The organism is Weissella fangxianensis, assembly GCF_024718545.1.
GTDB lineage: Bacteria > Bacillota > Bacilli > Lactobacillales > Lactobacillaceae > Weissella > Weissella fangxianensis.
The window spans coordinates 1-12,504 of record NZ_JAMXDB010000046.1; the positions used below are offsets into that span (position 1 = coordinate 1).

Below are 12,504 nucleotides of genomic sequence, written 5' to 3' on the forward strand. Positions count from 1 at the left end.
TCCGTATTTTATAAGGCGGAATACCTTGTAGATACATTGTGACAGCTTCAATTTGTACTTCTTTTGAAAACATAGTAAAACCCCGTAAGTTTTGGAAATTACTCCAACTTACGGGGTTCAGTTCAACTAGCCTTTTTTATTGTATAGATTATAGGTGCTATTTATATATATCATAATATTTTATTTTCAAGTTAAACTATTTTAATAATATGATAAATGACTTACTGGTTTTCTAGTGTGCGCTTATGTGGTAGTATTGTATTAAACATTTAAACGTTGGGTAAAGTAATAAACCCGTGAAATACAATGAGAATAGGAAGATTATGGCAACTACATTAGACATTATGCCGTTTGGTGGTGTACGTGAAAATGGAATGAACATGTACGCCGTGACGGTCGATGAAGACATATTTATTTTAGATGCAGGATTGAAATATCCTGAAAGTGACTTATTAGGGGTGGACGTTGTTATCCCGGATTATGCTTATTTAGTTGAGCATGCTGATAATGTCGCTGGTGTATTTTTGACACACGGTCACGCAGATTCGATTGGTGCCTTGCCTTATCTGTTAGCAGATTTGCAAGTGCCCGTATTTGGTTCAGAATTGACGATTGAATTGGCTAAATTAGCTATTCATAATGAACCTGGTCTAAGAGACTATGACGATTATCATATTGTGAAAGGGAATTCTGAAGTTAGATTTGGTAATGTGACTGTTTCTTTTTTTGAAACAACACATACAATTCCTGAATCATTGGGGATTGTTATTGAAACATCAGTTGGCCAAGTGGTTTATACTGGTGATTTTAAGCTAGATACAACAGCATTGCCATATTATCAAACGGATTTATTGCGTTTGGCAGAAATTGGTCAAAAAGGTGTTGTTGCGTTACTAGCTGATGCAGCTGGAACGGCTCACATTGGTACGCCAGATCATGAATCTGTACTAGGTGATTACATCCTAGAAAATTTCCACTTACACAAGTCTGGGCGTATAATTGTCGCCGCAGTGGCATCCAATATTCAACGTATTCAACAGGTTGTTGATGCAGCGTATAAGGTTGGCCGAAAAGTTGTTATCTCAGGTAATGATTTAGAAAAGGTTGTGCGAACTGCTTTACGTTTGAAAAAGTTAATATTACCTATACCTGAAAATGAAATGTTTGTTTCTCTTAAAAACTTATCAAAGTTACCCGCTGATGAAACGGTTATTTTAGAAACAGGTCGTATGGGAGAACCAATTCGTCATTTGCAGCGTATTGCCCATGGTGATGATCGTAATATTAAAATTCAATCTGGTGACTTGGTATTTATCACAACGACACCATCTACTGCGATGGAGGGATATGTTGCGAAAACACGTGACATGTTATTTAGGGCAGGTGCTGTGGTAAAACAAATTTCTACTGACAGAAATTCTTCGGGTCACGCATCTAAAGATGATTTTCAGTTAATGTTGAATTTGTTGAAGCCCCAAAACGTTATTCCTATCCAAGGGGAATATCGTGTCTTAAATGAAGCATATCGAGCAGCAGAACAAGTTGGTTATGATGATGATCATGTATTTTTACTGGCTAAAGGTGATAAGTTACGCTGGAATGGTGAAAAATTCTATCTTGGTGGCTCGATTCAAGTAACGTCAACAATGATTGATGGTTCTGGGGTTGGCGATATTGGCTCGATTGTTTTGAATGACCGACGAATTTTATCTGAGGATGGTGTCTTTATTGCGGTTATTACAATCGATCGTAAAAAGAAAAAGGTTATCGCACCAGCGAAAATTGATTCGCGTGGTTTCGTTTATGTAAAGACGTCACGTGATTTAATGCATGAAGCGGCAGAATTGGTTGAACAAACTGTTTCCGAAGGAGTTAAGAATACAAAGGATTTCGACTGGGGCAATTTGAAAAACTCAGTGCGTGATGCTTTAGGAAAATTCTTGTATGAAAAGACAAGGCGTAAGCCAGTTATTTTGCCAGTCATCATGGAGGCAAATCAGAATGGTCGCCGTCGTCGTCGGACAGCATCACACCAAGGTAACAAAAATAAGACGGCTGGTGCTAAAGCGGTCAAAAAGCAATCTAATAAAAAGAATACTGACAAAAAGTCCGGTGCTAAAGCGGCTAATCATAAGCCGAATAAGTCTCGTCGGCAAAGAAAAAATCATAAACCAAATACGCAGGTAAAACAAACTGCGGATACAAAATAAATAATCAGTTTGTAATTTAGATAAGAATTCTTTTTTGTTTAACAATATAGTTAAATGAATGAGAATTTTTTTAGTTTAGGAGACGTTTTTCTGTCTAATTTAGAAGGGAATTCAGTATGACAAATAATCAAAAGGTCAATGAACAGTACACTTCCTTGGTTGCGGAGGCAAAAGAAAAACTAAATAAGGACTTAGTTAGTCAAGCATTAGATACTTTAAATAGTGCATATCAATTACAACAGACAGAGGAAGTCAATCATCTCTTGGTGACCACACTAGTTGCGCAAGGACAATATCAAGAAGCACAGACGATTGCAGACGAATATTTAAATTCATATGCAAAAGACGAGCAGAGTGCAAGAATTTATCTAGATTTATCACTACATAATCACTATTTTCTGAATGCGTGGGAGTTTTTGACCAGGCTAACTGAAGGGGGGCAAGAAAAATTGCTGTCTGAAGTTACTGACGCAGAAAATTCTTATCGGACAAGTCAGGAGAAGACGATTCGTACGATTGCTCGACAATTTTATCATTTAAGTGATGGCAATACGCTTGAACAACAGAAACGTTTATTAGCTGCAAATAAATTACCTTTAAATGATTATCTGGTTGGAGCAAAGTTCGTTTTGCGCGATCCGTTCTTATCACAGATTTCACGAACAACGGTATTAGATCAACTAAGGCGCCTAAGTACCAACGAGTCGGTCGAATTTTTAGATTTAGACGGACAGACAAAAACGTGCATTCCAGCAAATTTAACAGCGCTCAAACAAAATGAAACTTATAATAATATTTTAAATGAATTGGATAAGTATGCTAAGGACTTGGGAGCTGATATGGTTCATGGCCTTAGCGAACAGGTTCATTTACTGTTGATGATAGCTTATCCAGAACTATCAACTGTTGTACAAGACGTCACAAGTTGGGTTGATGGACTAGTGGCTGAGACTTTTGGATATCCTATGCCAAACGAACCAGATGGTCAAGCTACTTGGCGTAAAAAAGCACAAAAAAGCCTAATGGCGTTACTTAATTAGAAAAAAACGGTAGATATAAAGAAAAATAAGTAAAAAATATTTACAAAAATAAGGAATTTATATATAATAATTTCAGTCTCATATAGAGAATTAAAAAGATTTTCGTATCTTGTTGTTTCAGTTATTAGGTATGTGTAGTATACTTAAGCTAAGCAATAAGGTTGGTTCAAATCAACCTGCGAATAATAGGAGGACAAGCTTTTGGCTAAGGAAAATTACGAGCGCACTAAGCCGCACGTTAATATTGGAACTATTGGACACGTTGACCACGGTAAGACTACTTTGACTGCCGCAATCTCAAAGGTACTATCAGATAAGGGATTGGCTAAATTAGAAGACTTCGCCGCAATCGATGCTGCTCCTGAAGAGCGTGAGCGTGGAATCACGATTAACACTGCTCACATCGAGTACGAGACGGAAAACCGTCACTATGCCCACATCGATGCCCCAGGTCACGCGGACTACGTTAAGAACATGATCACTGGTGCTGCCCAAATGGACGGTGCTATCTTGGTTGTTGCTTCAACTGATGGTCCAATGCCACAAACTCGTGAGCACATCTTGTTGGCTCGCCAAGTTGGTGTTGACTACCTTGTCGTATACTTGAACAAGACTGACTTGGTTGACGATGATGAATTGGTTGACCTTGTTGAGATGGAAGTTCGTGAATTGTTGTCAGAATACGATTTCCCTGGAGATGATATTCCAGTTCTTCGTGGTTCAGCATTGAAGGCCTTGGAAGGTGATCCAGAACAAGTTAAGGTTATCGAAGAGTTGATGGATACTGTTGACTCATACATCCCAACTCCAGAGCGTGATACTGACAAGCCATTCTTGATGCCAGTTGAAGACGTATTTACGATTACTGGTCGTGGTACTGTTGCTTCAGGTCGTGTTGATCGTGGAACTGTTAAGTTGAACGATGAAGTTGAAATCATTGGTTTGAAGGAAGATATTCGTAAGACAGTTGTTACTGGTATCGAAATGTTCCGTAAGACTATGCAACAAGGTGAAGCCGGTGATAACATTGGTGCATTGTTGCGTGGTGTTGATCGTAAGGAAATCGAGCGTGGTCAAGTTTTGGCTAAGCCTGGTTCAATCCAAACGCACACTAAATTCTTGGCCGAAGTTTATGTTTTGACCAAAGAAGAAGGTGGACGTCACACGCCATTCTTTACTAACTACCGTCCACAATTCTACTTCCACACAACTGATGTTACTGGTGTAGTTGAATTGCCAGAAGGTGTTGAAATGGTTATGCCTGGTGATAACGTAACATTCGATATCGATTTGATCGCACCAGTTGCCATCGAAAAGGGATTGAAGTTTACTGTTCGTGAAGGTGGCCGTACTGTTGGTGCCGGAACTGTTTCAGAAATCAAAGACTAATTTACGATTCGTCGTTTAGTTAATGATTATAAAAAGAGAGTTATTGCATTGTTGATGTAATAACTCTCTTTTTTGAATTATAAAGAAAATTCTTATATAATTTGAATTGAAGTTTTTACAGTAAATGGAATATTTTATGGCATAATATTGTCAAAATAATGCGTTTCCGATATACTGATTAGGTATGTAAAGATAAATTATGTCGTAAATAGTGTGAAGCTAGCGACTATTGGAGGAATAAACATGGCAAATGCAGTTTTCACTAAAGGTGAAGGCAATAAAGGAACAATCAAGTTTGAAGTTCCTGTTGATGTATATGAAAAGGGAATTGATGCAGCTTTTAACGATGTAAAGAAGCAAATCAGTGTTCCTGGTTTCCGTAAGGGTAAGATGCCTAAGCAGGTATTCTTCCAAATGTATGGTGAAGAGTCATTGTATCAAGATGCTTTGAACAAGGTTCTACCAGATGTTTATGGAGAAGCCGTTTCAGAGACAGGTGCAATCACTGTTGGACAGCCAAAGATTGAAGCAGAATCAATGAACAAGGGTGAAGCTTGGGTCTTGACTGCTGAAGTTGAATTAGCTCCTGAAATTGAACTTGGTCAATACAAGGGTGTTGAAGTTCCTGCTTCTGATACATCAGTTTCTGATGCTGATGTTGATGAGGAACTTGCAAACATGCAACAAGGTCAATCTGAACTTGTCTTAGTTGACGAAGCCGCTAAGAACGGTGACACTGTTGTCATCGATTTTGATGGTTCAGTTGATGGTGTTCACTTTGATGGTGGACAAGCTGATAACTACTCATTAGAATTGGGTTCTGGTTCATTTATCCCAGGATTTGAAGAGCAATTAGTTGGTGCCAAGGCTGAAGACAAAGTAGATGTTAAGGTCACATTCCCAGAAGACTACCAAGCAGCTGATTTAGCTGGTAAAGAGGCAGTCTTTGAAGTAACAGTTCATGAAGTTAAGTCTAAGGAAGTTCCTGCACTTGATGATGAATTTGCTAAGGATGTTGATGAAGAAGTTGAGACGTTAGCAGAATTAACAGAAAAAGTTGAGGCTCGCTTGGCTGATCAAAAAGCTTCTGCTGCTAAAGAAGCTAAGGAAGATGCAGCTGTTGCTGCCGCTGTTGACAACGCCAAGGTTGTTGGTGATGAAATTCCCGATGCAATGATCGATGAAGACGTTCACCGTCAAATGAACCAGATGTTTGCATCAATGCAACAACAAGGTATTTCACCAGAACTTTACTACCAAATCACAGGTACATCTGAAGATGATCTTCACAAGCAATATGAAGAAGGTGCAGAGCGTCGTGTAAAGACTAACTTGGTATTAGAAGCTATTGTTAAGGCTGAAGATATCAAGCCATCTGATGAAGAAATTGCTGCAGAAGTGAAGTCATTGGCTGAAGCTTACAATATGGAAGAAGATGCTGTCCGCAATGCATTGTCAGATGACATGTTGTCACATGACATTGCAATTAAGTCAGTTGTTGACTTGATTGTTGCTGAAGCAGTTGAAGCCTAAATATTGGTTTTAATAAAAAGGTTGGACTTTTGCGTAAGTCTGACCTTTTTTGTCTTTTTCCAGTAATGGAAGTTTGATACAATACTTACAGTATTATAATTTAATGGATAGAAGTTATAGGAGGTTGGACAGTGTTTAATACGACTGACGACTCGAATGGTGTTGCATACTGTTCATTTTGTGGTAAACCCTCTACTGAAGTCAAAAAGTTGATTGCAGGACCAGGCGTTTATATTTGTAATGAGTGTGTTGCACTAGCCCAAGATATTATTAACGAAGACATGCAACAAGATGCAGCAGCACGGACGCTAACACTAAAGACGCCGCGTGAAATCGTTGATAATCTAAATGAATATGTTATCGGTCAAGATGATGCTAAACATACTTTAGCAGTGGCTGTCTATAACCATTACAAACGTGTTAATGCAAAATTAACAGGTGAGACGGGTATAGAAGGTGTTGATCTACAAAAATCAAATATCGCAGTAATTGGACCAACTGGCTCTGGAAAGACTTACATTGCACAATCAATGGCTAAGTTGCTAAATGTACCTTTTGCGATTGCGGATGCAACAACGCTTACTGAAGCTGGCTATGTTGGTGAAGATGTTGAAAATATTTTGTTGAAACTTGTTCAAGCAGCTGATTATGATGTTGAACGAGCTGAAACTGGTATTATTTATATTGATGAGATCGATAAAATTGCTAAGAAAGCTGAGAATGTATCGATTACGCGTGATGTGTCTGGTGAGGGTGTACAACAAGCATTGTTGAAGATGCTTGAAGGTACAGTTGCTAGTGTGCCACCTCAAGGAGGTCGTAAGCATCCTAATCAAGAGTTTATTCAAGTTGATACAACGAATATTCTCTTCATTGTTGGTGGCGCTTTTGCTGGTATTGAACAGATGGTTAAAGAACGTCTTGGTGCCAAGGTCATTGGTTTTGGTACTGATGCTAAAACACAGCAATTACAAAATTCAGATAAGTCGGTGATGCAACAAGTATTGCCGGAGGATTTGATGAACTTTGGCTTGATTCCAGAGTTTATCGGTCGTCTACCAATCTTAACGGCCTTAGAGGAACTTACAGAGTCAGATCTAGTGCGTATTTTGACTGAACCTAAGAATGCTTTAGTTAAACAATATCAAGCATTATTGGCTTTGGAAGATGTTGATCTGAAGTTTACAGATGACGCCCTTAAGGCAATGGCACATTTAGCTATTGAACGTGAAACTGGTGCACGTGGATTACGCTCGATCGTTGAAGAAGTTATGCGTGATGTCATGTTCGATGTTCCTTCTCGTGAAGAAGTTACTGGAGTTGTAATTACAGAAGGCGCTGTATTACATCAAGAAGAACCGGAGTTAGTCACAGAATAGTGGGGTACAACGATGGAAGTTCATCAAGTTGAAATTGTGATGTCTGCAGTAAGGGAATCGCAATATCCAACAGATGATTTACCAGAGGTTGCTTTTGTTGGACGATCAAATGTTGGTAAATCATCATTCACAAATGTGTTAATTAATCGTAAGTCTTTTGCAAGAACATCAGCACAGCCAGGGAAAACACAGACATTGAATTTTTATAAGGTCGAAAACCAAGTTTTTTTTGTGGACGTTCCTGGTTATGGCTATGCTAAGGTGTCAAAAAAAGCACGTGAAGATTTTGCTGTTATGATTGGCGAATACTTACGTAAGCGACAACCACTGAAAGGAATCGTCCAATTAGTAGATGCACGACACCTACCTTCAAAAGAAGACATTGAGATGTATAATTGGTTGATTTCAGATGATATTGGGTTACCAGTATTAGTTGTGGCAACAAAAGCGGATAAAATTTCTCGTGGAAAATGGAATAAGGTCGAAGCGGATATAAAACGAAGTTTGCAGTTCAACGAAGAATTATCAGATTTTGAAATTTTTTCAGCAGAAACTAAGTATGGAAAAGATAACGTTTGGGATTGGCTAGAAGCACGAATGCTAGATGGTAGTGCATTTGATCCGGCTGATTTTGAATAGTTTAAAAATGATAGTGGAATAAAAAGGCATTATATAAAACTTAGCCTTTGGGAACACGTTTCGCTTAAGGAGGTTGGGACACTTGTTTTGTCCCAACCTCTGTTTTTTTTAAGGATTTTACGGGTGTGTATCTAAGGCTGTATCCGAATTATTTTTTTGATATACTAATAAGTAATGATAAATTAATGGAGGCTAACTAAGATGGCTGAGAAGACACGTTTTAAAGGAACAATTTTAGGCAAGGAATTAACAATCACTGCCAATGAATCACAAGCACATATGAAAGCAGTATTTGATTTGGCCAATGCCCAGTTAGATAAGATGCAACAAGCTGCACCCAAGTTGGATGATAATCAATTACTGACTTTGTTAGCAATTAATGCCTTGTCTGATCAATTAACAATGCAAGTTGAAAAGGATAAAGAAAATTAATGACACTTTTTTCTTGGATTATCATTATCTTGATAATTTTAGCGATGATTCATGGTTATCGTTTGGGGTTGGTCCGTAGTTTAACCATGCTGGTTGGCAGGTTAATTGTTTATACATTTGCCATTTTATTGGCTCATAAGTTTGGTAGCTGGTTGTATGACATGTTCGTTAATGGCATTGTCGCTAATTGGACGGCCACTAATGTCCCAGCGACAGCAACTAGCCAACCAGGAGAATTTTTAGCATCGGCAATTGCTTTTACAATAATCATTTTAGTTGGTATGTCGATTGTTAAATCCATCGAACGAAGTTTACGATTTATTAATAAAATACCAATATTGAGTACTTTAAATCACATAGGTGGGCTACTTGTATTTGGCTTGATTGTTTATGTTGAAGTATTTTTCGTTTTACAAATAACACAAACCCTAAATATTCCTTGGTATACACAGGAAATGGCTAATTCAGCTGTTGCACAAGGAATAATGAATAATACACCTTATCTTTCAGAGGCCGTTTATGATTGGTGGTTATTGTAAGTAAGTTATTTTAATCATGAAAGTTGGTAGTAAAAATATAAAATGAATACAAAAATTTTAAAAACACTAGAATATGATGCGGTAAAAGCGCAGGTTAAGCCTTTTTTAGCAACAGTGGCAGGTGAAAAAGAATTACTTAACTTATCGCCAACGGCTGACGCACAATTAATGCAGCAATGGTTAGCTGAAACTGCAGATGCAGCTCGGGTCCTTCGTTGGGAGGGGGGGATTAGCATTCCAAAGTTAGCAGATGTTAAGCCCCATATGAAACGGTTACGTATTGATGCAGCGTTAAGTGGGACTGAGCTCGCCCAAGTTGGTCGAGTGCTGTTTACAACTGGTCAAATTAGAAGCTTTTTTGAAAATCTAGTTGCTGATCGTGGTGAAGCTTTACCAGCATTAGCAGTTTATTATAATAAATTAGTGCTATTACCAGAGCTAACGAGACGTGTGAATGTTGCTATTGATGGAGATGGTCGTTTGAATGATGAGGCTTCTTCAGAATTGCACCGTATTCGACAAGCGATTACTGGTACGGAAAACGCGATTAGGCAAAAAATGCAGGATTATACGCGTGGTAAAACTGCACAGTATTTGTCGGACCCTATCGTAACTATTCGTAATGAACGATATGTTTTGCCCGTTAAAGCAACGTATCGTCAAAAATTCGGCGGCGTTGTTCATGATCAATCGCAAACAGGACAGACATTGTATATTGAGCCTGCCGATGTCGTCGATATGAATAATCGTTTGCGAGAGTATTATTTAAAAGAACGGCAAGAAGAAGAGCGTGTGTTGATTGAGTTATCAGCAAAACTAGCGCCAGAAGCTGATAATATAGAAAACAATGCGCAGGTCTTGGGACATCTAGATTTTCTAAATGCTAAGGCACGCTATGCGGTTGCGATAAAGGCTATCGAGCCAGAGTTCAGTGCAGAAAATCACGTACGTTTATTAAAAGCCCGTCATCCATTGCTAGACCCAGATAAAGTGGTACCTAATGATATTACGATTGGTGAAGATTATAGTGCGATTATTGTAACTGGTCCTAATACGGGTGGGAAAACGATTACGTTAAAGACGCTTGGTTTATTGCAAATAATGGCACAGTCGGGATTCTTTATTCCTGTTGCAGAATATTCTAGCGTTGGTATATTTAAAGAAATCTTTGCTGATATCGGGGATGAGCAGTCAATTGAACAATCTCTCTCAACATTTTCAGCGCATATGGTGAATATAATCGATATTCTGTCGAAAATGGATAAGGATTCTCTAGTTTTGTTTGATGAGTTAGGAGCAGGAACGGATCCGCAAGAAGGAGCGGCTCTGGCGATGGCTATTTTAGACGCTGTAGGTGAAACAGGAGCTTACTCTGTTGCTACAACACACTATCCCGAATTAAAAGTCTATGGTTATAACCGAGCGGATACAACTAATGCATCTATGGAATTTGACGTTGATTCTCTACAACCAACTTATAAATTCTTAATTGGTGTGCCAGGACGTTCAAATGCCCTTGAAATTGCTAAGCGACTAGGATTATCTGATACTATTATTAATAGTGCGTCTTCATTAACGTCGGAAGATTCGCAAGAGTTAAACGACATGATTGCTGATTTGGTTGCCAGAAGAAATGCTGTTTTGACACAACAAGTTGAGTTGACCCAAAAAGTTGTTGAAAATCGTCAATTGAAAAATGATTATGAGGCGAAACTTGAGGCCATTGATAAACAGCGTGCTAAAACAGTAGAAGACGCCAAGAAAGAAGCTAATCATATTGTTGCTGATGCTCGCCGTAAAACGGACAAAATTATTAGTGATTTACATAAGATGGCTCGTGATGGTGCAACTATTAAAGAAAATAAGCTGATGGATGCCAAGGGTGCATTAAATGCTATGCATGAAGAACCATCCGTAACCAATAATCGCATTTTACGTAAGGCTAAAAAAGCTAAGAAGGCCCCACTTTCGGTGGGGGATACAGTCCTTGTTCGTGAGTATGGTCAGCAAGGAACGATTGTGCGCCAGTTGAAGGATAATAAATTTGAAGTGCAAATGGGTATTTTAAAAATGGTGTTGGCTGGTGAAAAAATTGAAAAGCAGGACAAAGCGCCAACAAATGATCCAAAGCCAAGACAGCATAAACGTCGTAAAACTTCAAATGTTAATACAAATAAGGCAACAAATCGCGCTGAAGCATCAGCAAAATTAGATTTACGTGGTGTTCGTTATGAGCCAGCTATGGCTGAATTAGATCGTTTTATTGATCAGGCACTATTAAATAATTTGTCATCTGTTGAAATTATCCACGGTAAGGGAACTGGCGCAATTCGTAAAGGTGTCCAGGAATATCTTCGCTCACACCGCCAAATTGAATCGTTTAAATTTACGGGTCCTGATCAAGGGGCCACTTATGTGCAATTTAATTAAGGCACATCTATCGACAAATTAGTTAGCAGAGTTTATACTAACAATAAATAAGTATTAAGAGGGAGAGATTTTAATGGCTGTAACAGATATTAATGATGATAACTTCGTGGCAGAGACAAACTCTGGCGTGACAATTACTGATTTTTGGGCAACTTGGTGTGGCCCTTGTCGTATGCAATCACCAGTTGTTGAGACAGTGTCAGAAAAAATGGATAACGTGAAATTCACGAAGATGGATGTTGATGAAAATCCAGCAACAGCTCAAGAATTTGGTATCATGGCTATCCCAACATTACTAGTTAAAAAGGATGGCGAGGTAGTTGAGCGTTTGACAGGTTTTACACCAGCACATCAACTTGAGGCAATTTTGGCTAAGCATTTAGATTAAGTGCAAGTGGTCTTTAAATTTAGCTATCAATCGGCAAAAATGCTGATTGATAGCTTTTTTAATAGGAAATGAGGTATTTATTGGGTAATTTAATAGAAACTATTGACGTTGCATGCGCCTAGCAGTATATTAATAAAGCACGCTTTTTAAAGCATCTTTGAATAAAAACGATGATATAGCATATCATTAAAGTTTTTATTGACTTTAATTAAAAACGTGTGTATTATAGATTAAGTTGTCTGTTATGCCTTTTGGAATATGTTTTTAATAAATTCCTATAAAAAAGTTATTGACATCCCAGCTTGACTTCTGTAATATAGATTGAGTTGTCAGCGAGACAACAACTGTTGATCATTGAAAACTGAATATCGTTTCGATGAAACAAATGTGTAGGGTCGTCAAGTAATTTACTTGATACAAAACATTTGTGAAGTCAATTCACTAATAAATTCGTTTAACTTCTGTTAAACAAATAACAACAAATTGAGTTATACTCAAACTTTTAAAATGAGAGTTTGATCCTGG

General features: G+C 38.1%; 10 protein-coding genes. All 10 read left to right on the forward strand.

Annotated features, from left to right (window positions below):
- The first annotated feature begins 323 nt into the window (after nucleotides 1-323).
- The 10 genes from NGR58_RS09095 (at nucleotide 324) to trxA (ending at nucleotide 11,979) form a co-directional block, all read left to right on the forward strand.
- The gene (locus NGR58_RS09095; protein ID WP_258089202.1) at nucleotides 324-2,210 is read left to right on the forward strand and encodes a ribonuclease J; all 1,887 of its coding nucleotides are present in this window, start codon (nucleotides 324-326) and stop codon (nucleotides 2,208-2,210) included.
- 116 nt (nucleotides 2,211-2,326) lie between these two features.
- On the forward strand, nucleotides 2,327-3,250 hold the full coding sequence (locus NGR58_RS09100; protein ID WP_258089203.1) for a hypothetical protein: 924 nt from the start codon (nucleotides 2,327-2,329) through the stop codon (nucleotides 3,248-3,250).
- 201 nt (nucleotides 3,251-3,451) lie between these two features.
- Nucleotides 3,452-4,639: an elongation factor Tu gene (gene tuf, locus NGR58_RS09105; RefSeq protein ID WP_258089204.1), complete on the forward strand. Its 1,188-nt coding sequence runs from the start codon at nucleotides 3,452-3,454 to the stop codon at nucleotides 4,637-4,639.
- 243 nt (nucleotides 4,640-4,882) lie between these two features.
- Nucleotides 4,883-6,172, forward strand: coding sequence for a trigger factor (gene tig / locus NGR58_RS09110; RefSeq protein ID WP_258089205.1), 1,290 nt, complete (start codon nucleotides 4,883-4,885; stop codon nucleotides 6,170-6,172).
- Nucleotides 6,173-6,303: 131 nt separating this feature from the next.
- Entirely contained in the window at nucleotides 6,304-7,551 is a 1,248-nt protein-coding gene (gene clpX / locus NGR58_RS09115) for an ATP-dependent Clp protease ATP-binding subunit ClpX (protein ID WP_258089206.1), read from the forward strand.
- 12 nt (nucleotides 7,552-7,563) lie between these two features.
- On the forward strand, nucleotides 7,564-8,190 hold the full coding sequence (gene yihA / locus NGR58_RS09120; protein ID WP_258089207.1) for a ribosome biogenesis GTP-binding protein YihA/YsxC: 627 nt from the start codon (nucleotides 7,564-7,566) through the stop codon (nucleotides 8,188-8,190).
- Between the two features lie 201 nt (nucleotides 8,191-8,391).
- Nucleotides 8,392-8,622, forward strand: a complete 231-nt coding sequence (gene zapA, locus NGR58_RS09125; RefSeq protein WP_115471655.1) for a cell division protein ZapA — start codon at nucleotides 8,392-8,394, stop codon at nucleotides 8,620-8,622.
- Entirely contained in the window at nucleotides 8,622-9,161 is a 540-nt protein-coding gene (locus tag NGR58_RS09130; protein WP_258089208.1) for a CvpA family protein, read from the forward strand. The genes zapA and NGR58_RS09130 overlap by 1 nt, the downstream gene beginning before the upstream one ends.
- Nucleotides 9,162-9,203: 42 nt before the next feature.
- A complete protein-coding gene (locus NGR58_RS09135; protein WP_258089209.1) occupies nucleotides 9,204-11,591 on the forward strand; it encodes an endonuclease MutS2 in 2,388 nt (795 codons plus the stop codon).
- Between the two features lie 73 nt (nucleotides 11,592-11,664).
- Nucleotides 11,665-11,979: a thioredoxin gene (gene trxA / locus NGR58_RS09140; RefSeq protein WP_075269864.1), complete on the forward strand. Its 315-nt coding sequence runs from the start codon at nucleotides 11,665-11,667 to the stop codon at nucleotides 11,977-11,979.
- Nucleotides 11,980-12,504: the final 525 nt, after the last annotated feature.